The sequence below is a fragment of the Azospira oryzae genome (assembly GCF_004217225.1).
In the GTDB taxonomy this organism is placed as follows: domain Bacteria; phylum Pseudomonadota; class Gammaproteobacteria; order Burkholderiales; family Rhodocyclaceae; genus Azospira; species Azospira oryzae.
This window is the reverse complement of the sequence record NZ_SHKM01000002.1, coordinates 155,269-180,257: the sequence shown is the minus strand read 5'-3', so window position 1 is coordinate 180,257 and position 24,989 is coordinate 155,269. Positions and strand designations below refer to the sequence as shown.

Here is a 24,989-nt window from a genome sequence, read left to right as displayed (position 1 = left end):
GCGCTTCAGTTCGTCTCGGGGACGCTCCAGCCCAGGTCCCGGTGCTTCGCCAGATGGCGCGGCGTCCAGGACTGGGGCGACTTGTGCACGAAGTGGTAACGGGCCACATGATAGCTGGGGTCGAAGCCGTAGAAGTTGCGCTGCATGTGGGCCAGCTCCTCGGCGCGCCAGGCGGAAAGCGGCTTCGCGGCCTCGTCGGAGGCCCGCCGGGCGGCCTTCTCGGCCAGGCGTTGGGCCAGGTCCGGCGCGGCGGCCAGCTCGGCGGCGCGGCGCGCCACGTCCACGCGGAAGGCCTGCGGCGTGCCGGCCAGGGCGGCGTCGAGGAAGCCCAGGGCCACGCCCTCGTCGGCGGTCATGGGCAGGCGGTGCTGCATGATGGCCCGGGCCCCGTCCGCGCCGACCCGGGGCGGCAGCAGGTAGGTCCAGAACTCGGAGCCGTAGAGGTTGCCCATGTTCTTGTAGTGGGGGTTGAGGATGACGCCCTGGCGGGCCCACAGCAGATCGGCGGCCCGGGCCAGGAAGCAGCCGCCGGCGCCGGCGTTGCCGCCCAGGGCGGCGATGGTGAGCTTGCCGGTGGCGCGGATGAGGGCCTCGGCCAGGTCGTCCATGGCATTGATGTTGCGCCAGGATTCGTCGGCCGGGGAATCGGCGGCCTCGATCAGGTTGAGGTGGATGCCGTTGGACCAGAAGTCCCGCCCGCCCATCAGCACCAGCACGGACGTCGGCCGTTCCAGGGCGAAGTGGAGGGCAGCCAGCAGGCGCTGGCAGTGGCCGGTGCCCATGGCGCCGTTGTAGAAGTCGAAATGGAGGAAGCCGACGGCGCCGGCTTCCTCATAGCGGATGTCCTGCCAGGTGGCGTGGTCGGCGGCGAACCAGCCGTCCAGGGGCGCTTCCGGGATCTCGGCCAGCCGCTCGGCGAAGGCCGTGGTGGCGGGCAGCTTGAAGGCGTGGGGGTAGGCTTCGCCCCGCTTCACATGGCCCAGCCACAGGGCGCCGTCCGCCGTGGCCCGGCACAGGGCGGTTTCGCGGCGGGCGATGATGGCGCCGGGGGTGCCGCGCAGCCGCGCTTCCGGCCAGGCGTCGTAGAGATGGCAGGGTTCGCCGAAGAGTTCGTCGAGCACGCCGGGAAAGCCGTCGGCGGCGTTGAGCTTGCGCAGCACGGTGGCGGTGTCGTCCCGGGTCCAGTCGATGGCCCGGTCCGTCTGCCGCATCAGGGGGCGCTCCCGGCCTCGGACCGCAGGATCGGCCGGGTCGGGGCGGCGGGGCGTGAAGCCGCCGGCCTGGAAACGCTCGATGGCTTCAAGGGAGGCGCGGCAGGCGGCCTCGGTCACTTCCTGGCGGTACACGCTGGCCTTCTTGCCGCCGCCCAGGGGGAATTCGGCGCTGGCCCAGACCGGGCCGGCATCCATCTCCGCCTCGGCCTGCAGCACGGTGACGCCCCAGGTCTCCTCCCCGTTCTGGATGGCCCAGTCCAGGGCCGAGGGGCCCCGGTCGCCGACGATGCCCGGGTGCACGATCAGGCACAGGTGCTTGGACCACAGCTCCTCGGCGATGGCCCGCTTCAGGAAGGGGGCCAGGATCAGGTCGGGGCGGAAGAGGGCGACGGCCTCGGCGGTGACCGAATCGGCAATGTCGAACTCCACCGACACCTCATGGCCCCGGGCCGTCAGTTCGGCGTGGAGGCGCTGGGTCAGGCTGTTGAAGGTGTGGGTGAGGAGGAGGATGCGCAGGGAAGCCATAGGGCCGCAATTCTAGCGGCCCCGGGGCTTTTTTGACTTGATGTAACGCAATCAGCCGAGGAAGAGGTCCACCCCCAGCATCAGGGCGATGCCGCCGGCCAGGGCGCCGGAGACCTGGGGCAGGCCGCCCCGGCTCTTCAGTTCCGGCAGCATTTCGTGGAAGACCACGAAACCCATGGCGCCGGCGGCGAAGGCCAGGCCCACCGGGTAGAGGGCCGGGTTGTCGCCCAGGACCGTGGCGGCGATCCAGGCCCCCACGGGCTCGGCCAGGCCGGTGGCGGCGCCCAGCAGCACGGCCCGTTGCAGTTTCATGCCGGCAGCGCCCAGGGCCAGGGCCACCAGCAGGCCCTCGGGCACATCCTGCACGGCGATGGCCAGGGCCACCGGCACCACGGCCCCTGCACCGCCGCTGGCGGCGATGCCCACCGCCATGCCTTCGGGGAAGTTGTGCAGGAACAGGGCCAGGGCCAGCAGCAGGCCCCGGGAGGCATGGGTGGCCGGACCATGGACGCCGCTGACGGCGTGGGCGTGGGGCAGGGCCTTGTCCAGGCCCAGCATCAGGCCGACGCCGGCGCCCAGGGCCAGCAGCACGGCCAGGGGCGAGGCATTGCCGAAGACCGGCGCGGCGGCTTCGATGGCGGGAATGAAGAGGGAGACGATGGCGGCGGCCAGCATCACCCCGGCGGCGAAGGCCATCAGCTGGTCTTCCCGGCGGCCGTTGAGCTTGCCGAGGAAAAGCATGGCCACGGCGCCGGCGGCGGTGGCGGCCGCACCGGCCATGCCCCCCAGGAGGGCGCCGATCATGCCGCTGCTTTCCAGGGCATCGAGCAGGGCGGCCACACCGTGGGCCGCCAGGATCACCGTGCCGGCCACGGCGATGGCCAGGCCGGCGCCGCGGCGCCAGGGATGGCGGCTGTGCAGGACATGATCGTCAAGCTGATGGATGAAGGCGGACATGGTGGACTCCCGGTGTTGTTGCTGCCATTTAAGCAAAGCGGGAATGATTGATCCAATGAATTAATTAAAAGACTGCGATAGTCATTGGCAATTACGATTTGGTAAATCGTCATCCTCCTCCCTTAGTCCATGAGGATTTTTTCGCCGTTCCCGAAAAAGTAATTTCCAGCATTTTTAGGGGCTTAGCGGCGGAATTCAGGCGATAAGCATGTCGGTATCACCTTCGTATTATTTTTCAATGAGTTAGCTTTGGTTAGCATGGCTCCAGATTCCCGCCGTCCCGGCCGGGAACGAGCGGTTACTGTCAAAAAATTGACCGCCACCTGGGAGGTTCGCTGTATGCAACGCCACAGTCGTTCTGCTTCATCCGGCTCGCCCGCCGCCCCTGCTGCCCCTGCGTCACCGCGTCGCCCCAGGCGCCGTGCCGCGCCGTTTCTCGCCTCCGTGCGTTTTCTCGACGGCAGCCGCAATGTTTACGAGGTTTCCAACGCCAAGGATGTGGCCGACGCCCGTCGCATGATTCTCGAGGAATTGAGCAACGTGGCCGCCGCCATGATCGTCGTGCGGGACTGACCCCTTCCCGCCTGGTAAAGAAAAAGCCGGCCGGGCCCACAAGGCCCGGCCGGCTTTTTTTGCGTCCGTCTTACTGTCGTTCCGCCGTCAGCAGATGCGCGGCAGCTGTTCCCCGGTGAGCCAGTCCACGATGCGCTTGCCGCCGAAGCCGGTGGTCATCTGCACGAAGTGGTGGGGGTCCTCATGCACGCTGCCGACGATGGCGGCGCCGGTACCCTGGGGATGGGCCTGCAGGGCGGCCAGGGCCTTGTCCTTGTCTTCACCGGCGACGATGGCGATGAGGCGGCCCTCGCAGGCGCAGTAGAGGGGATCGAGGCCGAGGAATTCGCAGGCGGCGGCCACCGCCGGCTGCACCGGGATGCGGGCTTCCTGCAGCATCATGCCGACGCCCGACTGGCGGGCGATTTCATTGAGGGTGGTGCCCAGGCCGCCCCGGGTGGGGTCCCGCAGCACCTTGACCTGGACGCCGCTGGCCAGCAGGTCGGCCACCAGGCCGTGCAGGGCGGCGGTGTCGGAAACGATGGGGGATTCGAAGGCCAGGCTTTCCCGCTGGCTCATGATGGCCATGCCGTGGTCGCCGATGGGGCCGGAGACCAGGATGGCGTCGCCCGCCGCTGCCCGGTTGCCGGAAAGCTCGATGCCGGCGGGCAGCCAGCCGACGCCGGTGGTGCTGATGAAAACCCCGTCGCCCTTGCCCTGCTCCACCACCTTGGTGTCGCCGGTGACCACCGGCACGCCGGCTTCTTTCGCCGCCGCCGCCATGGATTCGACGATGCGCTTGAGGTCCGCCAGGGCGAAGCCCTCTTCCAGGATGAAGCTGGCCGAGAGATAGAGGGGCTTGGCGCCCATCACCGCCACGTCGTTGATGGTGCCGTGCACCGAGAGGCAGCCGATGTCGCCGCCGGGGAAGAAGAGGGGCGACACCACGTGGGCGTCGGTGGCCATCACTAGCCGGCCCGGGCCGTCCGGCAGGGGCATGACCGAGCCGTCGTTTCCCTGGGCCAGGTAGTCGTTGCCCAGCAGGGGGGCGAACAGTTCGTCGATGAGCTGGGCCATGGCCCGGCCGCCGCTGCCGTGGCTCATGTCCACGCGGCCGTGCTTGAGGTCCAGGGGGCGGATGTAGTTCTGTTTCATGGCGGGACTTTCGCTCAGGCCGGCAGTTCGCGGAAACGGCCGTAGGTGTAATGGGCGGCGCAGGCGCCTTCGGAACTGACCATGCAGGAGCCGACCGGGTTTTCCGGGGTGCATACGGTGCCGAACAGCTTGCAGTCCTGGGGACGTTTGACGCCGCGCAGGATGGCGCCGCACTCGCAGGCCTTGTGGTCGGGCACGCTGACGTAGTCCTCGCCGAAGCGCTGTTCCGCATCGAACTCGGCGAAGCCGCCGCGGATGCGCAGGGCCGAATAGGGCACGGTGTGCAGGCCGCGCCACTCGAAGGCGCGGCGCAACTCGAAGACCTCGGCCACCAGATTCTGGGCCTTGAGGTTGCCCTCCCGGCTGACGGCCCGGGAAAACTCGTTTTCCACCTCGGCCCGGCCTTCATTGACCTGGCGCACCAGCATGCGGATGGCCTGCATCACATCCAGGGGCTCGAAGCCGGCGATGACCACTGGCTTGCGGTATTCCTCGGCGAAGAATTCGTAGGGCCGGCTGCCGATGATGGTGGAGACGTGGGCCGGGCCGATGAAGCCGTCCAGGGGCACGGTGCCCAGCTTCCTCACCTCCGGCGATTCCAGGATGTTGCTGATGGCCGAAGGCGTCAGCACGTGGCAGCACAGCACGGAAAAATTCTTCAGGCCCATCGCCTTGGCCTGCTTGATGGCCACGGCGGTGGGCGGGGTGGTGGTCTCGAAGCCGATGGCGAAGAACACCACCTGCTTCTCGGGGTTCTCCTGGGCCAGCTTGAGGGCGTCGGCGCTGGAATAGACCATGCGGATGTCCCCGCCCCGGGCCTTGGCCTTGAGCAGTGAGAGCCCGTCGGAGGCCGGCACCCGCAGGCAGTCGCCGTAGGTGCACAGGATCACGTTGTGCTTGAGGGCCAGGCGGATGGCCTGGTCCACCCGGCCGATGGGCAGCACGCAGACCGGGCAGCCCGGGCCGTGGATCATGCGCACATTGGCCGGCAGCAGGTCGGTGACGCCGTAGCGGGAAATGGCGTGGGTGTGGCCGCCGCAGAATTCCATGAAGTGGTAGCGGCGCTCCGGCCGGGCCTCCTTGGCGATGGCGGCGGCCAGGCCCTGGGCCAGTTCGCCGTCCCGGTATTCGTCGACGTACTTCATGGGGAAAACCTTTTGCCACAGAGGGCACAGAGATCACAGAGGGCGGGGGCCATGGGCGGCATTGGCTGGCGCGGGAACATCAGGCCTGGGCCATGGCGGCGGCGCGGGCTTCGTCGTCCAGCTCGGCGAAGAGGGCCAGGGTCTTGGCCGCCTCTTCCGGGTCCAGCTTGGTCAGGGCGTAGCCCACGTGGATGATGACGTAGTCGCCCACGGCCACGTCTTCCACCAGGGCCAGGGAAACCTCCTTGCGCACGCCCCCCAGGTCGATGCGGGCCTGGTCGTCGGGCAGGAGTTCAACGATTTTTGCGGGGATGGCGAGACACATGGTCAGCGCTCCTTCAAGGGCAGATTCAGGGGGGCGGGAGGCAGGGCGGTGGCGTCGGGCAGCTGGTCCATGGCTTCCTGGACGCTGGCGCAGCGTTGCAGCAGGTCCTGGATGGCCGCCACCGGCTCCGGGTAGAGGCCGGGGAAATCCAGTTCGCCCTGGTAATCCAGGGCGAAGGCCAATTGCTCGCTGGGCGGAGTGAAGCGGGTCTCCACACCGGGCTTGTTGCCCCGGGGGTCGAGGCGGTACCAGCTGTGCCCGGGCAGGTACACGGCGTTGAGGCCGTGCAGGCAGTAACGCTCGCCGCCGGGTTCCAGGGTCAGGCGCTGGTAGCAGAGGGCGGCGGGAAGGCCGTTGGCCCGCAGCAGGGCCGCCAGCAGGTGGCTCTTGGCGTAGCAGTAGCCGGTGCGTTCGGCCAGCACCTGGGGCGCGGCGCAGGTAAGGGGATTGTGGGCATCGGCCCGGTAGTCCCAGCTGTGGCGGATCTGGTCCCGCACGTACTCGAAGCAGCGGCGGGCGGTATCGGTGGGACTGCCGTCGCCGGCGGCCTGCAGTTCGGCGGCCAGGCGGCGAATCTCGGGATGGTCGGCAGCGACGATGGGGCTGGCGGCCAGGTAGGGGGCGAACTGGGGCGGATAGGTCGTCACGTCGTACTCCTAGCGGCCCAGGGACTGCCGGGCCACCCAGGCCTGGCCCAGGGCGATGCCGCCGTCGTTGGGCGGGGCCTGGCGGGCTTCCAGCACGGCCAGCCCTCTGGCCTGCAAGCCCATGCGCAGGTCCCGGGAAAGCAGGTGGTTGAGCAGGCAGCCGCCGCCCAGGGCGAGGGTGGACAGGTTGGCCCGTTCGGCGGCCGCGGCGGCCCAGTGCACCAGGCCGGCGGCCAGGGTGGCGTGGAAGCGGGCGGCGCCCAGGTCGGCGTCATCGCATTCGCCCAGCCAGGCGAGCAGGGGCAGCAGGTCGAGATGGCCGTCGTTGTTGATGTTCCAGCCATCGGTGAGGGGCGCGGCGGGGCCGTGGCGCTCTTCCCAGGCGTGGGCCCGGCCTTCCAATTCCATGGCGGCCTGGGCCTCGAAGCGCTGGCTGGCGCGCAGGCCCAGGAGGCCGGCGGCGGCGTCGAACAGCCGGCCCAGGCTGGAGGTGGGCGGGCAGTTGAGCTGCTTGCGCAGCATCTCGGCGATCATTCCGGCGCCCTGTTGATCAGGATAACGGCGGGCGACGAAGGCCTCGATGTCGCCGTTGCGGCCCAGGGCGTGGAGGGCGGCGGCGGCCAGGCGCCAGGGTTCCCGGGCGGCCCTGTCGCCGCCGGGCAGTTGCAGGGGTAAAAGGCCGCCGAGGCGCTGGCAGTCGGCCCCGTCCACCCGCAGCAGTTCGCCGCCCCACAGGCCGCCGTCTTCACCCAGACCGATGCCGTCCAGGGCCAGGCCGATGACCGGCTTGGGGTAGCGGGTTTCCGCCAGCACGGCGGCGATGTGGGCGTGGTGGTGGGCTACGGCGATGGCCGGAATGCCCCGCTCGGCGGCGAAGGCGGCGGCCAGCCGGGTGGAGGGGAAATCCGGGTGCAGATCGTGGGCGATGACCTGGGGTTCCACGTCCAGGATGTGCAGCAGGTGGGCCACCGTCTCTTCCAGGAAATTCACCGTGGGCACGTTGTCCAGGTCGCCGATGTGCTGGGAGAGATAGGCCTCCCGGCCCTTGACCACGCACAGGGTGTTTTTCAGGTAGGGGCCGAAGGCCAGGACGGCCGGGCCCTCGTCCTTGAGTTTGATGGGGCGCGGCGTCTGGCCCCGGCCCCGGCGTAGGAACTGGACCCCGCCTTCGTCGCAACGGATCACCGAGTCGTCGCTGCGGATGACGATGTCCCGGTCATGGCAGAGGAAGGCGTCGGCCATGCCGGCGAGGCGCTCCACCGCCTCGGCGTTGTCGGTGACCAGGGGCTCGCCTCCCGGGTTGGCGCTGGTCATCACCAGTACCAGATCCTGGGCTTGGGCCAGCCAGGCCAGGCCCTCTGGCTCGCCAGCGGCGGCATGGAAGAGCAGGTAGTGCAGGGGTGCGTAGGGCAGCATCAGGCCCAGCCATTGCAGGCCGGGGGCGACGCCGGGCAATTGGGTGTCGGTGTTGTCCTGCTTGCGCAGCAGGACGATGCTGCGCTCGGGCAGTTCCAGCAGGCCCGCCTCGTCGCCGCCCAGGGCGCAGAGGGCATTGGCCGAGGCCACGTTGGCGGCCATCACGGCGAAGGGCTTTTCCTCCCGGTGCTTGCGCTTTCTCAGTTCGGCCACGGCGGCCCCATTGCGGGCATCGCAGGCCAGGTGGAAGCCGCCGTAGCCCTTGAGGGCGACGATCTTGCCGGCCTGCAGCAGGCGCACCGCCTCCCGCACCGGGTCACCGGCAATGGGCTGGCCGGCGGCGTCGAGCAGCCTGAGTTGGGGGCCGCAGTCGGGGCAGCAGTTGGCCTCGGCGTGGAAGCGCCGGTTGTGGGGATCGGCGTATTCCGCGGTGCAGGCCGGGCACTGGGGGAAGGGCGCCAGGCTGGTGCGGGCCCGGTCGTAGGGCAGCTCCCGGGTGATGGAATAGCGGGGGCCGCAGTGGGTGCAGTGGGTGAAGGCGTAGCGGTGGCGCCGGTCCTGGGGCGAGAACAGTTCTTCCAGGCAGTCGTGGCAGAGGGCGCTGTCGGGGCCGATGGCGGTGCTGGCGTGGCCGCCCCGGCTCTCGACGATGAGAAAGCCGGGCAGGCTGCGCTCGGGCTCGGCCTCCCGCACTTCCACCGCCTCCACCCGGGCCAGTTCCGGCGCCTCGGCCCGCAGCCGGGCGATGAAGCGCTCCACCAGCGGCGCTGGGCCCCGGGCTTCGATATCCACCCCTTCGGCGTCGTTGCGCACCCAGCCGCTAAGGCCCAGCTCAAAGGCCAGGCGATAGACGAAGGGACGATAGCCGACGCCCTGCACCAGGCCGCGGACGCGGACCCGGCGGCAGAGCAGGGGAAGGGTGAGGTCGTTCATGGCAGTGGTGCAACCGGGGCGGCAGAGCCGCCCCGGGGATCAGCGGCGGGCCAGCAGGCCTTCCAGTTCGGCGATGCGGGCTTTCAGGGCGGCGACGTTTTCCTGGCGGGCCGCCTTGGCAGCGGCCAGGCCCTTTTCCACCCAGGCCAGCCACTCGGCGAAGCCTTCGCCGCTGGTGGTGGAAACCCGGATCACTTCCAGGGCCGGATTGACCCGGCGCGCGTATTCCACCGCCTTATCCGCATCGAAAGTCAGGTGGGGCAGCAGGTCCACCTTGGAGAGCAGCATCAGGCGGGCGGCCCGGAACATGTCCGGGTACTTCAGCGGCTTGTCCTCGCCTTCGGTGACGGAGAGGATCACCACCTTGCCGGCCTCGCCCAGGTCGAAGGCGGCGGGGCACACCAGATTGCCCACGTTCTCGATCAGCAGCAGTGAGTCGTCCTGCACCTCCAGCTTTTCCAGGGCGTGGCCCACCATGTGGGCGTCCAGGTGGCAGCCCTTGCCGGTGTTGATCTGCAGGGCGGGGGCGCCGGTGGCGCGGATGCGCTCGGCGTCGAAGCTGGTCTGCTGGTCGCCCTCGATCACGGCCACCGGGTATTTGGCCTTCAGTTCCCCGATGCTGCGGCAGAGCAGGGTGGTCTTGCCGGAGCCGGGGCTGGAAACCAGATTGAGGGCGAACACGCCCTTCTCGGCGAGGGCCTGGCGGTTCTTGGCGGCGTAGGCGTCGTTCTTGGAGAGGATGTCCCGCTCGATCTGCACCATGCGCTTCTGGCTCATGCCCGGGGCGTGGGCGCCGGCGGGGCCGCTGCCGTAGTCGATGCTGCCATCGCCATGATGGTGGTGATGGCCGTGCCCGTGGTCGCCTTGGTCCCCCTCGGCGTGGGCGTGGTGGTGCTCGCCCTCGTGGGTGTGGGGATGGCTGTGGCTGGTGCCGTCGGCGTGGGTATGCACGTGGCCGTGGGCCGGGGCGGCTGGCTGGGGCGTGACGCCCTGGTGCCCGTGATGATGCTCGCCGTCGTGGTGGTGCGGGTGGCTGTGACGGGTGCCGTCGGCGTGCACATGTTCGTGCTGGTGCTCGTCGTGGGCATGGCTGTGGCCGTGACCGTGCTCGTGGCCATGGCTGTGGGCGGTGCCGTCCTCATGCACATGCCAGTGTTCGTGACCATGTTCGTGATCGTGGAGGGCGTCGCCCTCGATGCGGGTTTCGCCGGCGCCGCAGCCGCAGGTGGTACACATTTGCTCGATGCTCCTTCGATTTCCTGAATTCTGTGGTGAGGGCTGGCCCTCAATCGACTTCCAGTTCCCGCACCCGCATTTCCGTGCCGGCCGTGGGCTGTACCGGGTAGCCGCCGCATTCCGGGCAGGGGTCGTACACCTGGGCCAGGGGCACGGTCTTCTGGCAGGAGAGGCACAGCCCCTCGCCGGGGACGCTGACGATTTCCAGCTTGGCGCCGTCGGCCACCGTGCCCTTGCTCACCGCCTCGAAACAGAAGGCCATGGCCTCCGGCTCCACCGAGGAGAGCTGGCCGATTTCGAGGAAGACGGTCTTTACCCGGGCAAAGCCCTGGGGGCCTTGGGCGGCGTCTTCGACGATTTGCAGCACGCCCTCTGCCAGGGACATCTCATGCATGGTGGTGCGTATCCAGGGTGATGCCCACGGCGACGCAGGGGTCCAGGGACAGGGCGATGCAGCGGGCCATGTGCCGGGCGGCTTCCGGGGTCGGGGCGGGCAGGCCGGTGGTGTCTTGGACGAAGGCGCCGGCCGGGTGAAAGTTCCATTCCGTGGGGGCAACAATAACATAGCGCTGCACCGTGCCGGCAGCCAGCGCCACCAGATGCAGCAAGGGCCCCCGGGCCGTTTCCACCCGCGCCAGGCCGATGCCGGGGGCCGGGCTGCAGGCGTCCACCCAGGCCGGGTCCCAATGGCCGTCGAGCAGGGCTTCCAGTTCCAGGCAGCGGGCCTGGAGACGGGCGGCGGCACGGCGGCCGGCCTGCCACAGGGCGGCCACCTCGGGCTGACGGCGGCAGCGGGCGGCGGCGCCGGTTTCCCGGGGCCGGCCGGCCAGGGTCGGGGCCAGGGCATGGGCGGCGAGGCAGTCCCAGTCCCGCTCTCCGGGGAGGGATTGCCACCAGGCGGATGCATCCAGGTGTTCCAGCAGGTCCGTGCCGGGAGCCGCGCACAGCGGCAGTTCCAGGGCATGGGCGGCGAAGCTGCGCCACTGGGGCCGATCGGCGGCGGGCAGGCCCTTGCGCCAGGCCACCAGGGCCTCCTTGCGCGGCGGCAGGCCCAGCAGAGGCGGCCAGTCCAGGCCCAGGCGCCACAGGTGCTCGCCGATCATCTCCCGGCTCAGGCGCTGCCGTTCGGCTCCATCCGGCTCGGCCATCGGGGCGCCGGCGGCGGCGGCCAGGGCCCGGCGGGCGGCGCTGCCCTGGGCGGCGGCACAGAGGGTGAACAGGCGCGGCGCCAGTTCGCCGGCCTCGGCGGCGGGACGGCCCTGCAGCAGGCGGGCGGCCAGGGGGCGGGGGCTGGCGACGCGGGCCGCGGCAATGCCCTGGCCGTCCCATTCCAGGGCCAGTTGAAGCGCGCCGTCGTTTCCCTCGTGCTGGCCCATGCCGGCCTGCCTCCCGCAAAAAAGCCGCTACCCTAGGGGATCGGGGCCGCCGTCGCCTTGATTACCGTCAAGGGGGCGGGAGATAGGGGCGGGCGAGGGCCGTACGGCCCGTCCGGTGTGGCGATGAGGGCCGGCTTCCCGGGGGACGGCGGCGGGGCCGCCGATTGCTCCGGAATCCCCGGCCAATACAGGCGTTGAAGGCCGGCGGCGGATGTTGTCCGGGGACCGCCGCCGTAAGGGTGTATAGGCGAAAGCTATAGGATGTATAGCCAAAAACCATTGAAAAACATTGACTTACGTCAACAAGACCCTACTCACGGGGTGGACAATGGCGGCACAATATTTCCATAACCCGAAGGGAGTGACACATGTTCCAACTCAAGATCACGCCGACCGCCATCGTCCTGGCGGCCACCCTGGGCCTTGCCGGCCTGGCGCAAGCCGCTGGCAACGAGCCCATCCAGCCGATCAAGCCCGCCAAGGTGGCCAACCCGGCCCTGGTGGAACTGGGCAAGAAGCTGTATTTCGACCCCCGGCTGTCCATGTCCGGCTTCATTTCCTGCAATTCCTGCCACAACCTGTCCATGGGCGGCACGGACAACATCAAGACCTCCATCGGCCACAACTGGAACGAAGGTCCCATCAACGCGCCCACCGTGCTTAATTCCAGTCTCAACGTGGCCCAGTTCTGGGACGGCCGTGCGGCCGACCTCAAGGCCCAGGCCGGCGGCCCCATCGCCAACCCGGGTGAAATGGCCTCCAACCACACCCTGGCGGTGGACGTGGTGAAGTCCATTCCCGGCTACGTGGCCGAGTTCAAGAAGGCCTTCGGCTCCGACAAGGTGGATATCGACGGCATCACCAAGGCCATCGCCGCCTTCGAGGAAACCCTGGTGACCCCCAATTCCCGCTTCGACAAGTGGCTGAAGGGCGACCAGAAGGCCCTGAGCAAGAACGAGCTGGAAGGCTACAAGCTGTTCAAGGACAGCGGCTGCGTCGCCTGCCACAACGGTCCGGCCGTGGGCGGCAACTCCTTCCAGAAGATGGGCGTGGTGGAGCCGTACAAGGCTTCCAGCGCCGCCGAAGGCCGGGTCGCCGTGACCGGCAAGGATGCGGACCGCTTCAACTTCAAGGTGCCGACCCTGCGCAACGTGGAAATGACTTACCCCTACTTCCACGACGGCGCCGCCAACACCCTGAAGGAAGCGGTGGACACCATGGGCCGCATCCAGCTGGGCAAGAAGTTCACGGATGAGGAAAACGCCAAGATCGTGGCCTTCCTGAAGACCCTGACCGGCGACCAGCCCAGCTTCAAGCTGCCGATCCTGCCGCCGTCTGCCGACGCCACCCCGCGTCCCCAGCCCTTCGGCAAGAAGTAAGCAGCGCCTCTCGACTTGGAACGGGGGCCGTGGCCCCCGTTTTTTTCTGCACCTAAATGCTTCCGGCTATTGGGAACAGGTGCCGGATAGCCCATAATCCGGGCTGCCGGGAATAATTTGCACCGGTTTTGTTTCCCATCAAAGAGCCGCTACACTCTCGCCTCCATAATCCCGCCCAGATTGCCTGGACGCCCTCATCAATGCTGGAAGCCTCCCAACTGGAATGCGTACGCGGTGACCGTCGCCTGTTCGCCGGGGTGAGCTTTCGCCTGGAAGGCGGCGAATTGCTCAACCTGCAGGGCAAAAACGGCGCCGGCAAGACCAGCCTGCTGCGCATGCTGGTGGGCCTGGCCCAGCCCGTGGCGGGCGAGATCACCTGGCGCGGCGAGCCGATCCGCAAGCTGGCCGAGGATTACCGGGCCGAGCTGTGCTACATGGGCCACCACAACGCCATCAAGGAAGAACTGACGCCCCTGGAGAACCTGCTGGCCTCGGCCCGTCTGGCCGGCGAGCCCCTCTCCGAGGAGCAGGCCCTGGAGGCCCTCTACGCCGTCGGCCTGGCCGGGCGGGAAGACCTGCAGGCCAAATACCTGTCCCAGGGCCAGAAGCGCCGCGTCGCCCTGGCCCGCCTGATCCACGAGCGCCGCGCCCTGTGGGTGCTGGACGAGCCCTTCGTGGCCCTGGACGTGGCCGCCGTGGACATGGTGGCCGGCCTCATCGGCGCCCACCTGCAGCGGGGCGGCCTGGCGGTGATGACGACGCACCAGGCGGTGACCATTCCCGCCGGCAACCTCCGCGAATACCGGCTGGGGGCCTGATGCTCGACCTGCTCTTCGCCGTCATCGCCCGGGACCTGAAGCTGGCCCTGCGCCGCCAGGCCGATCTGGTTTCCGCCCTGTTTTTCTTCATCATCGTCGTCAGCCTCTTTCCCCTGGGGGTCGGCCCCGAGATGGACATGCTGCGCAAGATGGCCCCCGGCGTGCTGTGGGTGGCGGCCCTGCTGGCCACCATGCTGACCCTGCCGCGCCTCTTCGGTGACGACTACCGGGACGGCACCCTGGAACAGCTGGTGCTGGCGCCCCAGCCCCTGCCGGTCACCGTGCTCGGCAAGATGGCCGCCCACTGGCTCACCTCCGGGCTGCCCCTGACTTTGCTGGCGCCGGTTCTCGGCCTACAGTTCGACCTGTCCGCCGACGGCCTCCTGGTGCTGACCCTGGCCCTGCTGGTGGGCACCCCCTCCCTCTCGGCCATCGGCGCCATCGGTGCCGCCCTGACCCTGGGCCTGCGGGGCGGCGGCGTGCTGGTTTCCCTGCTGGTGCTGCCCCTGTATATTCCGGTGCTGATTTTCGGTGCCGGCGCTGTCGATGCAGCCGTTTCCGGCCTGGGCTTCGAAGCCCATCTGTCCCTGCTCGGCGCCTTGCTGGCCGGCAGCCTGTTTTTCGCGCCGTGGGCGACCGCGGCGGCCTTGAAGATATCTCTCGAATGAACAATCGACTGATCAACTGGTTCAAGTTCGCCTCCCCGGCGACCTTCTACCCCCTGGCGGGCAAGATGATCCCCTGGTTCGTCGCCCTCTCCGTCGTCTTCGGCGCGGCCGGCCTCTACCTGGGCATGTTCGTGGCCCCCACGGACTTCCAGCAGGGCGAGGGCTACCGCATCATCTTCATCCACGTGCCCGCCTCCTGGATGAGCATGTTCATCTACCTGGTGATGGCCTTCTGGGCCGCCCTGGGCCTGGCCTTCAACACCCGCCTGTCGGGCATGATGGCCACCGCCCTGGCTCCCACCGGGGCGCTGATGGCCTTCCTCTCCCTGTGGACCGGTGCCCTCTGGGGCAAGCCCATGTGGGGCACCTGGTGGGTGTGGGATGCGCGGCTGACCTCCGAGCTGATCCTGCTCTTCCTCTACATCGGCTTCATCGCCCTGCAGTCCGCCATCGACGACCCGCGCCGGGCCGACAAGGCCGGCGCCGTGCTGGCCCTGGTGGGGGTGGTGAACATCCCCATCATCTATTTCTCCGTGAAGTGGTGGAACACCCTGCACCAGGGCGCTTCCGTCTCCCTCACCAAGTCCCCCTCCATGGCCGCCACCATGCTCTGGGCCATGCTGCTGGTGGCCCTGTGCTTCTGGATGTATTCCATCGCCGTGGCCCTGGGGCGGGCCCGCAACATCATGCTGGAGCGGGAGCGGCACACCGAATGGGTGCGCCAGCTGCTGGCCGGCAAGGAGTCCTGAGATGCACTGGAACAGCGCCTCCGAGTTTTTCGCCATGGGCGGTTACGCCTTTTACGTCTGGGGTTCCTTCGGCGTCACCGCCCTCATCATGGCGGTGGAACCGATCATCGTCGCCCGGCGTCGTAAGAACCTGTTGTCCCGCCTGAAGCGGCAGATCACTGCCGAGAATCTGGCCCAAAGGAGTGAAGAAAGTTGAAAGCCCGTCACAAGCGCATCGCCCTCATCGTCGCCGGTCTGGCGGTTCTCGGCATCGGCACGGCCCTGGTGCTGAACGCCTTCAACAGCAACCTGGTGTTCTTCTTCTCCCCCACCCAGGTCCTGGCCGGTGAGGCGCCCAAGGGCAAGACCTTCCGCATCGGCGGCCTGGTCAAGGAAGGCAGCGTCGAGCGCCTGGCCGACGGCGTCAGCGTCCGCTTTGCCGTGACCGACACCGACCAGACCCTGCCGGTGCAGTACAAGGGCATCCTGCCGGACCTGTTCAAGGAAGGTAAGGGCGTCGTGGCCCAGGGCAAGCTGGATGATGCTGGCCTCTTCGTCGCCACTGAGGTGCTGGCCAAGCACGACGAGAACTACATGCCGCCGGAAGCCCAGAAGGCCGTTGCCGACGCCCATGCCAAGGCCGGCGAGAACAAGGCCGCGGCGGAAGCCGGCGAGAAGAAGGCGGCCGTCGAGGCAGCCGAGAAGGCTGCGGCCAAAACCCTGAAGTATTGAGAGCGACCCCATGATCCCCGAACTCGGGCACTTCGCCCTCATCCTGGCCTTCTGCGTCGCCCTGGTGCAGGGCGTGCTGCCCCTGGTGGGCGCCCATCAGGGCCGTACCCCCTGGGTCCTCGTCGCCCGTCCGGCGGCCATGGCCCAGGCCCTGCTGGTGGCCTTCGCCTTCGGCTGCCTGACCTGGGCCTTCGTGCAGAGCGACTTCTCCGTCGTCTATGTGGCCCAGCATTCCAACACCCTGCTGCCCACCCTGTACAAGTTCTCCGCCGTATGGGGCGGCCACGAAGGCTCCCTGCTGCTGTGGGCCCTGATGCTGTCCCTGTGGACCTTCGCCGTGGCGGCCCTGTCGCGCCAGCTGCCGGAGCCCATGGTGGCCCGGGTGCTGGGCGTCCTCGGCCTGGTGGCGGCCGGCTTCCTGCTCTTCATCCTGGTCACCTCCAACCCCTTCGAGCGCCTGCTGCCGGCAGCCCAGGAAGGCCGCGACCTGAATCCCCTGCTGCAGGACCCGGGCCTGGTCTTCCACCCGCCCATGCTCTACATGGGCTACGTTGGCTTCTCCGTGGCCTACGCCTTCGCCGTCGCCGCCCTCCTTTCCGGCCAGCTGGACGCCGCCTGGGCCCGCTGGTCCCGGCCGTGGACCACCTCCGCCTGGATCTTCCTCACCCTGGGCATCGCCCTCGGCTCCTGGTGGGCCTATTACGAGCTGGGCTGGGGCGGCTGGTGGTTCTGGGACCCGGTGGAAAACGCCTCCTTCATGCCCTGGCTGGTGGGCACCGCCCTGATTCACTCCCTGGCGGTGACCGAAAAGCGCGGCAGCTTCAAGAACTGGACGGTGATGCTGGCCATCGGCGCCTTCTCCCTGTCCCTGCTCGGCACCTTCCTGGTCCGTTCCGGCGTGCTGACCTCGGTGCACGCCTTCGCCACCGACCCGACCCGGGGCATCTTCATCCTCGCCTTCCTGGTGGTGGTGATCGGCTCCAGCCTGGTGCTGTTCGCCTGGCGCGCCCCCAAGGTGGGCCTGGGCGGCCGCTTCAGTCTGGTGTCCCGGGAATCCTTCCTGCTCACCAACAACGTCCTGCTGGTGGTGGGCTGCGGTACCGTCTTCCTCGGCACCCTCTACCCGCTGCTGATCGACGCCCTCAACGCCGGCAAGATTTCCGTCGGCCCGCCCTACTTCAACACCGTCTTCGCGCCCCTGATGGTGCCGGTGCTGTTCCTCATGGGCGTGGCCCCCTTCGCCCGCTGGAAGGAAGCCAGCCTGGCCGAGATCGCCCGCCTGTTGCGCTGGGCCTTCGCCGCCGCCGTGCTGGTGGGCGTGGCCGTGCCCTTCATCTACGGCACCTGGCATACCGCCGTGGCCGTCGGCATCCTGGTGGCCGCCTGGATCACCCTCACCGCTGTGCTCAACTTCCTGCAGCGGGTGCGCGCCACCCGGGGCGACCTTTCCTTCGCTGCCGCCGTCTTCAAGCAGCCCCGCAGCTTCTGGGGCATGCACCTGGCCCACATCGGCGTCGCCGTGTTCGTCGTCGGCGTCACCCTGGTGAAGAACTACGAGGTGGAGAAGGACGTGAAGATGGAGCCGGGCGACAGCGTCCATCTGGTGGGCTACGAATTCCGCTTCATCGGCGTGCATCAGGTGGAAGGTCCCAACTACCTGGCCCTGCGCGGCGAGGTGGAGCTGCTCAAGGACGGTAAGCTGGACAAGGTGCTGCATCCGGAAAAGCGCAACTACGCCTCCTCCGCCATGCCCATGACCGAGGCCGCCATCGACGCCGGCCTGACCCGGGACGTGTACGTCTCCCTGGGTGAGCCCATCAACAAGAGCCAGCCGGAAGGCGCCTGGGCCGTGCGGGTCTACTACAAGCCCTTCGTGGACTGGATCTGGGGCGGCTGCCTGCTGATGTCCCTGGGCGGCCTCATCGCCATCGCCGACCGCCGCTACCGGGTCAAGGCCCGGGCCGCCACGCCAACCGCCGCCGCCTCTTCCGCCGCGGCCTGAACGAGCCTGACACGACCATGAACAAGTTCCTCTGGCCCCTCATCGGTTTCATCGTCCTGGTGGTGCTGCTGGCCATCGGCCTCAACCTCAATCCCCGGGAAGTGCCCTCGCCCCTGGTGGGCAAGCCGGCCCCGGCCTTCGCCCTGCCGCGCCTGGACAACCCGGCCAAGACCTTCTCCCCCGAGGAGATGAAGGGCCAGGTGTGGCTGCTCAACGTCTGGGCCACCTGGTGCCCGTCCTGCGTGCAGGAGCACCCGGTGCTGGTGGAAATGTCCAAGCGCAACTACCTGCCCATCGTCGGCTTCAACTGGAAGGAAGTGCGCGGCGACGGCGCCCTGGACAGCAAGCCCGACACCCCGGAGAAGGAAATGGCCCTGGCCATCCAGCGCTCCGGCAAGCTGCTGGCGGCCAAGGGCAATCCCTACCAGACGGTGATCATGGACCTGGACGGCCGCGTCGCCATCGACTACGGCGTCTATGGCGCTCCCGAGACCTACCTGATCGACAAGGCCGGCGTCATCCGCTTCAAGCACATCGGCCCCATCACCCCCGAGGTGCTGGAAAAGAAAATCCTGCCCCTGGTGGCGGAGCTGAACAAATGAGCCCCTTCAAGCGACTGTTCCTGGCCGCCTGCCTGGCCCTAGCGGCCCTGGCCCCCTTCGCCTCCCTGCAGGCCAAGGAAGCGGCCGACCTGGCTGCCGACCCGGTGGCGGAAAAGCGCCTCATGGAAATTTCCGCCGAGCTGCGCTGCCTGGTCTGCCAGAACCAGACCATTGCCGATTCCAACGCCGACCTGGCCCTGGACCTGCGCCGGGAAATCCGCGGCATGATCCAGCAGGGCAAGAGCGACCGGGAAATCCTCGACTTCATGGTGGCCCGCTACGGCGACTTCGTCCTCTACCGGCCGCCGGTGCAGAACAACACCGCCCTGCTGTGGTTCGGTCCCCTGCTGATCCTGGTGGTCGGCCTGGTGGCCCTGGTGCGCTACCTGCGCCGGCGTAACGTGGCCGCCACGGCCGCTGCCGGCGGCGGCCTTTCCGAGGCCGAGCGCCGCCGCGCCGAAACCCTGCTGCAGGAAGCCGCCGCCTCCGACAAGAAAGATTCCGCCCAATGACCGCCTTTGCCATCGCCGCCGCCGTCCTGGTGGCCCTCGTCGTCCTGTTGTTGCTGCCGCCTCTGCTCAGGGGCCGGGCGGTGAGCCGGGCTGACCGCCGTCAGGCCAACCTGGCCGTGTTCCGCGACCAGGAAGCCGAGCTGGAAAAGGAAAAGGCCGCCGGCACCCTGGGCGAAGCCGACTACCAGCAGGCCCGGGAAGAACTGCAGCGCCGCCTGCTGGAAGAGGTGGACGTGGCCGCCGAGGCGGTCGCGCCGCGCCAGGGGCCGAGCCGCCCCACCGCCATCGTCCTGGCCCTGCTGCTGCCTGCCGCCGCCCTGCTGGGCTACACCCTGCTGGGCAACCCCAAGGCCCTGGACCCGCGCAACCTGCAGGCCCAGCCCCAGGTGACGGCGGAGCAGATCAACGACATGGTGGGCAAGCTGGCCGCCCGCATGAAGGACAATCCGGACGACGAAAAGGGCTGGATCATGCTGGCCCGCTCCTACAAGACCCTGGGCCGCCTGCAGCAGGCCGCCGACGCCTATGCCAAGGGCGGCAAGCTGCTGCAGGAAAACGCCGCCCTGCTCACCGACTACGCCGAAACCCTGGCCAGCCTCAGCGAAGGCCGTTTCGCCGGTAAGCCGACCCAGCTCATCAACCAGGCCCTCAAGCTCAATCCGGAAGAGCCCCAGGCCCTGATCCTGGCGGGCGTCGCCGCCGGCGAGCGGGAGGACTACAAGGCCGCCATCGGCTACTGGGAACGGCTGCTGCCCATGGTGGAACCGGGCTCGGAAGAGGAGACCTCCCTCAAGGAAGCCCTGGCCCGCCTGCGGGAAAAGGCCGAGGCCCAGCCGGGGAAAAAGGCCGCCCGCAAGTAGGCGGCAGGTCTGCAAGGCAGCCGGGGCGCCACTTTCCGGCGCTCCCTGCCGGAGAGGCGCGTCCATCCTGCCTGGGGTGGCAGGTCCTTGTGAAATCCTTGATTTTCCAGTGTTTAAGCAGCGTCTCGGACGGCCCGCACGGGCCGTTCCGCGTTTTTGCGCGGAATTAACCCGCATCAAATATCCGGGCTTTTCGCCTCGGCTAGACTGCTTCCCACGATAGAGAGAAGTCCGGTTCGGGCATTTCAGCCCTGCTGCCGGCCTCAGGGAGAGAAAGCGCATCATGTCCGAGAATCAGAAAACCGGCCTTTGGGCCACCCTCAAGAAGCCCAGCGCCAAGTATTCCTTGTTTGCGCTGATCACCGTCGGCTTCGTCAGCGGCATCATTTTCTGGGGCGGCTTCAACACCGCCATGGAAGCCACCAACACCCTGGAGTTCTGCATCTCCTGCCACGAGATGCGGGACAACGTGTACCAGGAATACAAGCAGACCATCCACTACTCCAACCGCACCGGCGTGCGTGCCGTCTGCTCCGACTGCCACGTGCCGAAGGACTGGGTGCACAAGATGAAGCGGAAGATCCAGGCCAGCCAGGAAGTCTGGGGCAAGCTCACCGGCACCATCGACACCAAGGAAAAGTTCGAGGCCAAGCGCCTGGAACTGGCGACCCACGAGTGGGAGCGGATGAAGAAGAGCGATTCCCGCGAGTGCCGCAACTGCCACAGCTTCGACGGCATGAACACGGACAAGCAGAAGCCCCGCGCCAAGAAGATGCATGAGCTGGCCCAGAAGGACAACAAGACCTGCATCGACTGCCACAAGGGTATTGCCCACCACAAACCCCAGAACATGCCCGAGGACGACGACGAGTAATCTGCGTCGAATCCTACGGCAGGCCGTAACCGGCGGGGCGCAGCAAGGCCCCGCCCCTGAACCAAGCAGCCGGCTCCCCGAGCCCAAATCAAGAATGGAGAGTTACACCATGTTCAAGCAAACCGCCATCGCCTCCGCCGTCGGCCTCATGCTGGCCCTGGGCAGCCAGGCCGCTTTCGCCGCTCCCGACTGGTCCAAGGTCCCCGCCAAGAAGATCACCGTGTTCTACCCGGGCACCTCCGGCATCGAGTGGATCACCAAGGGCACCGACCACAGCGGCGCCAAGGGCATCCGCAAGGGCGAGGCCTGCACCGGCTGCCACGAAGAGGAAATCGCCGACATCGGCAAGAAGGTGGTCTCCGGCGAGAAGCTGGAACCGAACCCGCCCAAGGGCAAGGCCGGCTCCATCCCGGTCAACGTCCAGGCCGCCTACGACAAGGACAACGTGTACTTCCGCTTCTCCTGGAAGCAGCCCGCCAGCGGCGGCGAGAAGCTGGACAAGGACAACGAGGTCAAGCTGACCGTGCTGCTGGCCGGCGACAAGGTGCCCCTGGCCGACCAGGTCGGCTGCTGGCAGAGCTGCCACACCGACGCCCGCACCATGCCCGGCGCCGACGACAAGAAGACCAAGTACGTCAAGGACGGCAATGTGGCCGGCGGCGTCTACTACGATCTGATCCAGTGGAAGAGCGGCAAGGGCGCCAAGCCGGTGGACGGCTACATCGCCGACAAGCGCGTCATGGAAGGCGGCAAGGCCCTGGTGGATGCCAAGGGCGAGAAGAAGGGCGACACCTGGACCGTCACCTTCACCCGCAAGCTCACCGGCGGCGAAGGCGACGTGGCCCTGGCCGAAGGCAAGACCGTGCCCTTCGGCTTCGCCATCCACGACGACCACGCCGGCGGCCGCTTCCACCACGTTTCCTTCGGCTACAGCCTGGGCGTCGGTGCCAAGGCCGACGTGACCGCCGCCAAGCAGTAACGATCTCTCGGGCCGCAAATCTTCGCGAGTTGGCTTTGCGGCCAATTGGGGCGGGGCAGTTGCCCCGCCTTTTTCTTTGCTACTGCCGCGGAGCACGCCGTCTTGAGCCATCCCCCTGCCAACCTGTCCCGGCGCGGCTTTTTCCGCGGCCGCAGCGCCCCGGCGGCGCCCCTGCGGCCGCCCTGGGCCGTGGACGAGGCGGCCTTCCTGCAGCAATGCACCGGCTGCGGCGACTGCATCCGGGTCTGTCCCACCGGCATCCTGACGGCGCTGGCCCCCGGCCAGCCGCCGGTGGTGGATTTCCGCCAGGGGGAATGCACCTTCTGCGGCCAGTGCGCCAGCGCCTGCCGGCCCCGGGCCCTGCGCCGGGAGGATGACCGGCAACCCTGGTCCTACAAGGCCGCCGCCGGCGAGGCCTGTCTTGCCCGGCAGCAGGTGGAGTGCCGCAGCTGCGGCGATTTCTGTCCCGAGGGCGCCCTGCGCTTTCCCGCCCGGGCCGGCGGCCCGGCCCTGCCGGTATTGCTGGAAGACCGCTGCACCGGCTGCGGCGCCTGCCTGGCGCCCTGCCCGACGGCGGCCATCAGCATCGGCCGTCCGGATTAGCCGGCGAAGCGGTCCAGGCGGCGCCGGTCCCGCTTGGTCGGGCGGCCCCGGCTGTCCTGGCCGGGGGAGGGGGCCAGAGCCCGCTGTTCCTGCTCGGTGGCGCGGCGCGCCACGGATTCCGCACTTTCCTCATACAGCAGCCGGGCTTCCGGCGCCGGCCGCCGCTGGCCGTTGACCGCCAGCACCGTCACTTCCCAGCGTTCCTGACCCGTCCCGATGTCGAGGCGGTCGCCGGCCTTGACCTCCCGGGAGGCCTTCACCGTCTGGCCGTTGAGCTTGACCTTGTTGCCCTCCGCCGCGTCCTGGGCCAGGGCCCGGGTCTTGAAGAAGCGGGCGGCCCACAGCCATTTGTCCAGCCGCAGGCGGCCGTCGCGGCTGAGTCCGGGAATGTAGGGCAGGGGGGTGTCGTCGACCATGGGGCGTGGAGAGGCTGAAAGGGTTGGGGTAGAACGCGGCTCGGGGATGCTGGCTGGCGCCAGGCAAGCGGCACCAGCCGCCGGCCGCAGTCTAGCGCGCTCCCCGGTCTATGCCCATCCTGCCGTGGTGCCGGCCGCCCCAGCGGCTGTTGGGGCCAGTTTCCCGTCGGGAGTGGTCGGCATGTGGATGCCTGGCCTGGAATGCCCGTGCTGCTTGCATCTCCGGGATGGCATTCCGAAGAGTGGCGTCCCTTCTGCCTCTCGGAGGGGCGGGGTGTACCCCTGGTGATGGCCTGGGGGCGGCCCCTATTCCCTTACCGGGCGCTTGCCCAGTTTGCGCTGCAGGGTGCGGCGGTGCATTTTCAGGGCCCGGGCGGTGGCGGAGACGTTGCCGCCGTGTTCCGCCAGCACTTTCTGGATGTGTTCCCATTCGAGCCGGTCCACCGACAGGGGCGAGTCGGCCACCGGCGTGGTGGCGTCGCCGGCGGTGCGCTGCAGGGCGGCGACGATCTCGTCGGCGTCCGCCGGCTTGGCCAGGTAGTGGGTGGCGCCCAGCTTGATGGCCTCCACCGCCGTGGCGATGCTGGCGTAGCCGGTGAGCATGACGATGCGGGTGCCCGCCTCCAGGGCGGCCAGCTTTTCGATCAGCACCAGGCCCGAGTCGCCGGGCATCTTCAGGTCCACCACCGCATATTCGGGCGGGTTGGCGCTGGCCAGGGCGTAGGCGCTCTCGGCGCTGTCCGCCGGCGTCACCAGGTAGCCGCGGCGTTCCAGGGCCCGGGTGAGGACCCGGCGGAAGACTTCGTCGTCGTCCACCAGGAGCAGGGTGGGGCAGTCGTTGTCCGGGCCGTCGAGGGCGTCGGTGCTGGCGGGAAGGGTGTCGTTCATGGCCTGTGGCGGTTCAGTGCGGCGAGGGGAAGGGTGATGCGGCAGCAGGCGCCGGAGCCTTCCGGGGCCGGCCGGTTGCACAGTTCGAGGCGGCCCCCGAAGCGTTCCAGGGTGGCCCGGGTGAGGAACAGGCCGATGCCGCTGCCGCCGGCCTGGGTCGGGTCGTCCTTGGTGCTGACGAAGGCCTGGCCCAGGCGCGGGGCCAGGGCCGGGTCCAGGCCCGGGCCCCGGTCGAGGAATTCGATGATGCAGTCCTCGCCCTGGCAGCGGCTGCGCACTTCGACCCCTTCGGGGGAGGCGTCGGCGGCGTTGTCCAGGATGTTGATGAGGGCCTGCTCCAGGCTCGGCTCCGCCTGCACCAGAGGCTCGGCGTCACCATCTGCCGACTGGTAGTCCACCCGCACCCGGGGCCGCAGCACGCGCCAGCCATCGAGCAACTCATTGAGCCACTGGCCGAGGGGCCGGGCGGGGGCGGCTTCCTGCCCTTCCCGGGCGGCGCCGGCGGAGGCCAGGACCTGGGTCAGGGTGCGCTTGCACAGGTCCACCTGTTGCCGCAGCAGGGCCAGGTCTTCTCCCAGGGCCGGGGTCTGGCCGTGTTCAAGCTCCAGTTCCCGCAGCACCACGGCCATGGTGGACAGGGGCGTGCCCAGCTTGTGGGCGGCGCCGGCGGCCAGGGTGCCCAAGGCCAGGATCTGCTCGTGGCGCAGGGCCCGCTCCTGCTCCCGCTGGCGGGCCTCGCCCAGCTCCCGTTCCCGCTCCCGCAGGGTGGCGGCCAGGCGGGAAAGGAAGAAGGCAACGATGAGGGCGCTCACCAGAAAGTTGAACCACATGCCCAGCACGTGCAGGGCAAAGCCGCCGCCGTGGCCGGCGTGTTCCGGGGCGACGCCGCTGGCCCGGGCCAGGATTTCGTCCAGCCGGGCCAGGTCGCCCTGGGGCGGCGGCAGCGGCAGGTTGAAGAACATGAGGAAGGTGTAGGCCCCCAGGGTGATGCCGGCCATGGCCCAGATGTAGCGCCCGGGCAGGGTGGCGGCGGCGATGGTGAGGGGCAGCAGGAACAGGGAGACGAAGGGATTGGCCGAGCCGCCGGCGTAATAGAGCAGCAGGGTCAGTACCAGCACGTCGGGCAGGAGCTGGCAGAAATATTCCCGGTCGCCCACGGGCCGGGCGCGGCCCAGGCGCCACTGGGTGTAGAGATTGAAGAGGCCCAGGCCGATGCTGGCGGCGGCCATGGGCAGGACTTCCAGGGGAATGCGCAGCCATCCGGCGGCCAGCACCAGGACCAGGCCCTGGGCCAGCACTTCGATCCGGCGCAGCATGACCAGCCGGGCCAGGGGCTGGCCGGAGGCGACGGATGGGGTGGCGGGCAGGGAGGGCGTGGCGGCAGGCATCGCCGCCATTCTAGCGCCCGCGGGGCGGTGCGAGGGGATGTGGGGTGCCGCTGCGACAT

General features: G+C 68.7%; 27 protein-coding genes. 14 read left to right on the top strand and 13 right to left on the bottom strand.

Annotation, left to right across the window (positions count from 1 at the left end; all coding sequences use genetic code 11):
• Positions 1–5: 5 nt before the first annotated feature.
• Both EV678_RS10030 and EV678_RS10025 read right to left on the bottom strand, forming a co-directional pair.
• Entirely contained in the window at positions 6–1,739 is a 1,734-nt protein-coding gene (locus tag EV678_RS10030) for an enoyl-CoA hydratase-related protein (protein WP_130459429.1), read from the bottom strand.
• Between the two features lie 51 nt (positions 1,740–1,790).
• On the bottom strand, positions 1,791–2,696 hold the full coding sequence (locus EV678_RS10025; protein ID WP_130459428.1) for a ZIP family metal transporter: 906 nt from the start codon (positions 2,694–2,696) through the stop codon (positions 1,791–1,793).
• A 444-nt stretch (positions 2,697–3,140) separates the two neighbouring features.
• On the opposite strand from EV678_RS10025, the gene EV678_RS16480 reads away from it, so the two are divergent.
• Positions 3,141–3,269 (top strand): hypothetical protein, encoded by a 129-nt coding sequence (locus tag EV678_RS16480; RefSeq protein ID WP_268907597.1) that lies wholly within the window; start codon positions 3,141–3,143, stop codon positions 3,267–3,269.
• A gap of 87 nt (positions 3,270–3,356) precedes the next feature.
• Here the strand turns inward: EV678_RS16480 and hypE are convergent, their stop codons facing one another.
• The 8 genes from hypE to EV678_RS09985 form a co-directional block, all read right to left on the bottom strand.
• Complete coding sequence (gene hypE, locus EV678_RS10020; protein WP_130459427.1) at positions 3,357–4,403, bottom strand: hydrogenase expression/formation protein HypE; 1,047 nt, start codon at positions 4,401–4,403, stop codon at positions 3,357–3,359.
• Between the two features lie 14 nt (positions 4,404–4,417).
• The gene (gene hypD, locus EV678_RS10015; RefSeq protein ID WP_130459426.1) at positions 4,418–5,548 is read right to left on the bottom strand and encodes a hydrogenase formation protein HypD; all 1,131 of its coding nucleotides are present in this window, start codon (positions 5,546–5,548) and stop codon (positions 4,418–4,420) included.
• A 79-nt stretch (positions 5,549–5,627) separates the two neighbouring features.
• A complete protein-coding gene (locus tag EV678_RS10010; protein WP_014236263.1) occupies positions 5,628–5,873 on the bottom strand; it encodes a HypC/HybG/HupF family hydrogenase formation chaperone in 246 nt (81 codons plus the stop codon).
• Positions 5,874–5,875: 2 nt separating this feature from the next.
• On the bottom strand, positions 5,876–6,520 hold the full coding sequence (locus EV678_RS10005) for a transglutaminase-like domain-containing protein (protein WP_130459425.1): 645 nt from the start codon (positions 6,518–6,520) through the stop codon (positions 5,876–5,878).
• 9 nt (positions 6,521–6,529) lie between these two features.
• Positions 6,530–8,869 carry a carbamoyltransferase HypF gene (gene hypF, locus EV678_RS10000; protein WP_130459424.1) on the bottom strand — a complete coding sequence of 780 codons (2,340 nt, stop codon included), beginning with the start codon at positions 8,867–8,869 and terminating at the stop codon, positions 6,530–6,532.
• 39 nt (positions 8,870–8,908) lie between these two features.
• Positions 8,909–10,105: a hydrogenase nickel incorporation protein HypB gene (gene hypB / locus EV678_RS09995; RefSeq protein ID WP_130459423.1), complete on the bottom strand. Its 1,197-nt coding sequence runs from the start codon at positions 10,103–10,105 to the stop codon at positions 8,909–8,911.
• A gap of 49 nt (positions 10,106–10,154) precedes the next feature.
• Complete coding sequence (gene hypA, locus EV678_RS09990; protein WP_014236267.1) at positions 10,155–10,499, bottom strand: hydrogenase maturation nickel metallochaperone HypA; 345 nt, start codon at positions 10,497–10,499, stop codon at positions 10,155–10,157.
• Positions 10,492–11,481 (bottom strand): nickel-dependent hydrogenase large subunit, encoded by a 990-nt coding sequence (locus EV678_RS09985; RefSeq protein ID WP_165397498.1) that lies wholly within the window; start codon positions 11,479–11,481, stop codon positions 10,492–10,494. The genes hypA and EV678_RS09985 overlap by 8 nt, the downstream gene beginning before the upstream one ends.
• Positions 11,482–11,849: 368 nt before the next feature.
• On the opposite strand from EV678_RS09985, the gene EV678_RS09975 reads away from it, so the two are divergent.
• From EV678_RS09975 to napF, 13 genes are all read left to right on the top strand, one after another.
• Positions 11,850–12,860 carry a cytochrome-c peroxidase gene (locus EV678_RS09975; protein ID WP_014236269.1) on the top strand — a complete coding sequence of 337 codons (1,011 nt, stop codon included), beginning with the start codon at positions 11,850–11,852 and terminating at the stop codon, positions 12,858–12,860.
• Between the two features lie 200 nt (positions 12,861–13,060).
• Complete coding sequence (ccmA, locus tag EV678_RS09970) at positions 13,061–13,678, top strand: cytochrome c biogenesis heme-transporting ATPase CcmA (RefSeq protein ID WP_130459420.1); 618 nt, start codon at positions 13,061–13,063, stop codon at positions 13,676–13,678.
• Entirely contained in the window at positions 13,678–14,346 is a 669-nt protein-coding gene (gene ccmB, locus EV678_RS09965; protein ID WP_014236271.1) for a heme exporter protein CcmB, read from the top strand. Before ccmA ends, ccmB begins: the two co-directional genes overlap by 1 nt.
• Complete coding sequence (gene ccmC, locus EV678_RS09960; protein WP_130459419.1) at positions 14,343–15,095, top strand: heme ABC transporter permease CcmC; 753 nt, start codon at positions 14,343–14,345, stop codon at positions 15,093–15,095. The genes ccmB and ccmC overlap by 4 nt, the downstream gene beginning before the upstream one ends.
• Position 15,096: 1 nt before the next feature.
• Entirely contained in the window at positions 15,097–15,291 is a 195-nt protein-coding gene (gene ccmD, locus EV678_RS09955; protein ID WP_014236273.1) for a heme exporter protein CcmD, read from the top strand.
• Complete coding sequence (gene ccmE, locus EV678_RS09950) at positions 15,288–15,806, top strand: cytochrome c maturation protein CcmE (RefSeq protein ID WP_014236274.1); 519 nt, start codon at positions 15,288–15,290, stop codon at positions 15,804–15,806. Before ccmD ends, ccmE begins: the two co-directional genes overlap by 4 nt.
• Before the next feature lie 10 nt (positions 15,807–15,816).
• Positions 15,817–17,808 (top strand): heme lyase CcmF/NrfE family subunit, encoded by a 1,992-nt coding sequence (locus EV678_RS09945; protein WP_130459418.1) that lies wholly within the window; start codon positions 15,817–15,819, stop codon positions 17,806–17,808.
• A 17-nt stretch (positions 17,809–17,825) separates the two neighbouring features.
• Positions 17,826–18,410, top strand: a complete 585-nt coding sequence (locus tag EV678_RS09940; RefSeq protein WP_130459417.1) for a DsbE family thiol:disulfide interchange protein — start codon at positions 17,826–17,828, stop codon at positions 18,408–18,410.
• Complete coding sequence (locus tag EV678_RS09935) at positions 18,407–18,922, top strand: cytochrome c-type biogenesis protein (protein ID WP_130459416.1); 516 nt, start codon at positions 18,407–18,409, stop codon at positions 18,920–18,922. Before EV678_RS09940 ends, EV678_RS09935 begins: the two co-directional genes overlap by 4 nt.
• Positions 18,919–19,782, top strand: a complete 864-nt coding sequence (gene ccmI / locus EV678_RS09930) for a c-type cytochrome biogenesis protein CcmI (protein ID WP_130459415.1) — start codon at positions 18,919–18,921, stop codon at positions 19,780–19,782. The genes EV678_RS09935 and ccmI overlap by 4 nt, the downstream gene beginning before the upstream one ends.
• A gap of 283 nt (positions 19,783–20,065) precedes the next feature.
• Entirely contained in the window at positions 20,066–20,656 is a 591-nt protein-coding gene (locus EV678_RS09925; RefSeq protein ID WP_014236279.1) for a NapC/NirT family cytochrome c, read from the top strand.
• A 109-nt stretch (positions 20,657–20,765) separates the two neighbouring features.
• The gene (locus EV678_RS09920; RefSeq protein ID WP_014236280.1) at positions 20,766–21,635 is read left to right on the top strand and encodes an ethylbenzene dehydrogenase-related protein; all 870 of its coding nucleotides are present in this window, start codon (positions 20,766–20,768) and stop codon (positions 21,633–21,635) included.
• Between the two features lie 102 nt (positions 21,636–21,737).
• Entirely contained in the window at positions 21,738–22,238 is a 501-nt protein-coding gene (napF, locus tag EV678_RS09915) for a ferredoxin-type protein NapF (protein ID WP_130459414.1), read from the top strand.
• On the opposite strand, the gene EV678_RS09910 is transcribed toward napF, so the two are convergent.
• The 3 genes from EV678_RS09910 to EV678_RS09900 form a co-directional block, all read right to left on the bottom strand.
• Positions 22,235–22,654 carry an RNA-binding S4 domain-containing protein gene (locus EV678_RS09910; RefSeq protein ID WP_130459413.1) on the bottom strand — a complete coding sequence of 140 codons (420 nt, stop codon included), beginning with the start codon at positions 22,652–22,654 and terminating at the stop codon, positions 22,235–22,237. The genes napF and EV678_RS09910 overlap by 4 nt on opposite strands.
• A gap of 306 nt (positions 22,655–22,960) precedes the next feature.
• Positions 22,961–23,542 (bottom strand): response regulator transcription factor, encoded by a 582-nt coding sequence (locus tag EV678_RS09905; protein ID WP_014236283.1) that lies wholly within the window; start codon positions 23,540–23,542, stop codon positions 22,961–22,963.
• Entirely contained in the window at positions 23,539–24,939 is a 1,401-nt protein-coding gene (locus tag EV678_RS09900) for an ATP-binding protein (protein ID WP_130459412.1), read from the bottom strand. Before EV678_RS09900 ends, EV678_RS09905 begins: the two co-directional genes overlap by 4 nt.
• Positions 24,940–24,989: the final 50 nt, after the last annotated feature.

What these genes read in the sequence shown, in the direction of transcription:
- EV678_RS09905 (WP_014236283.1), bottom strand. Translation starts at nt 23,542, where the DNA reads ATGAACGACACCCTTCCCGCCAGCACCGACGCCCTCGACGGCCCGGAC.
- EV678_RS09935 (WP_130459416.1), top strand. Translation starts at nt 18,407, where the DNA reads ATGAGCCCCTTCAAGCGACTGTTCCTGGCCGCCTGCCTGGCCCTAGCG.
- EV678_RS09920 (WP_014236280.1), top strand. Translation starts at nt 20,766, where the DNA reads ATGTTCAAGCAAACCGCCATCGCCTCCGCCGTCGGCCTCATGCTGGCC.
- hypA (WP_014236267.1), bottom strand. Translation starts at nt 10,499, where the DNA reads ATGCATGAGATGTCCCTGGCAGAGGGCGTGCTGCAAATCGTCGAAGAC.
- EV678_RS09940 (WP_130459417.1), top strand. Translation starts at nt 17,826, where the DNA reads ATGAACAAGTTCCTCTGGCCCCTCATCGGTTTCATCGTCCTGGTGGTG.
- ccmD (WP_014236273.1), top strand. Translation starts at nt 15,097, where the DNA reads ATGCACTGGAACAGCGCCTCCGAGTTTTTCGCCATGGGCGGTTACGCC.
- EV678_RS09925 (WP_014236279.1), top strand. Translation starts at nt 20,066, where the DNA reads ATGTCCGAGAATCAGAAAACCGGCCTTTGGGCCACCCTCAAGAAGCCC.
- EV678_RS10025 (WP_130459428.1), bottom strand. Translation starts at nt 2,696, where the DNA reads ATGTCCGCCTTCATCCATCAGCTTGACGATCATGTCCTGCACAGCCGC.
- hypE (WP_130459427.1), bottom strand. Translation starts at nt 4,403, where the DNA reads ATGAAACAGAACTACATCCGCCCCCTGGACCTCAAGCACGGCCGCGTG.
- ccmB (WP_014236271.1), top strand. Translation starts at nt 13,678, where the DNA reads ATGCTCGACCTGCTCTTCGCCGTCATCGCCCGGGACCTGAAGCTGGCC.
- hypD (WP_130459426.1), bottom strand. Translation starts at nt 5,548, where the DNA reads ATGAAGTACGTCGACGAATACCGGGACGGCGAACTGGCCCAGGGCCTG.
- ccmA (WP_130459420.1), top strand. Translation starts at nt 13,061, where the DNA reads ATGCTGGAAGCCTCCCAACTGGAATGCGTACGCGGTGACCGTCGCCTG.
- hypF (WP_130459424.1), bottom strand. Translation starts at nt 8,869, where the DNA reads ATGAACGACCTCACCCTTCCCCTGCTCTGCCGCCGGGTCCGCGTCCGC.
- ccmI (WP_130459415.1), top strand. Translation starts at nt 18,919, where the DNA reads ATGACCGCCTTTGCCATCGCCGCCGCCGTCCTGGTGGCCCTCGTCGTC.
- ccmC (WP_130459419.1), top strand. Translation starts at nt 14,343, where the DNA reads ATGAACAATCGACTGATCAACTGGTTCAAGTTCGCCTCCCCGGCGACC.
- EV678_RS09945 (WP_130459418.1), top strand. Translation starts at nt 15,817, where the DNA reads ATGATCCCCGAACTCGGGCACTTCGCCCTCATCCTGGCCTTCTGCGTC.
- EV678_RS09910 (WP_130459413.1), bottom strand. Translation starts at nt 22,654, where the DNA reads ATGGTCGACGACACCCCCCTGCCCTACATTCCCGGACTCAGCCGCGAC.
- EV678_RS09975 (WP_014236269.1), top strand. Translation starts at nt 11,850, where the DNA reads ATGTTCCAACTCAAGATCACGCCGACCGCCATCGTCCTGGCGGCCACC.
- EV678_RS09900 (WP_130459412.1), bottom strand. Translation starts at nt 24,939, where the DNA reads ATGGCGGCGATGCCTGCCGCCACGCCCTCCCTGCCCGCCACCCCATCC.
- EV678_RS10010 (WP_014236263.1), bottom strand. Translation starts at nt 5,873, where the DNA reads ATGTGTCTCGCCATCCCCGCAAAAATCGTTGAACTCCTGCCCGACGAC.
- EV678_RS09985 (WP_165397498.1), bottom strand. Translation starts at nt 11,481, where the DNA reads ATGGGCCAGCACGAGGGAAACGACGGCGCGCTTCAACTGGCCCTGGAA.
- EV678_RS10030 (WP_130459429.1), bottom strand. Translation starts at nt 1,739, where the DNA reads ATGGCTTCCCTGCGCATCCTCCTCCTCACCCACACCTTCAACAGCCTG.
- hypB (WP_130459423.1), bottom strand. Translation starts at nt 10,105, where the DNA reads ATGTGTACCACCTGCGGCTGCGGCGCCGGCGAAACCCGCATCGAGGGC.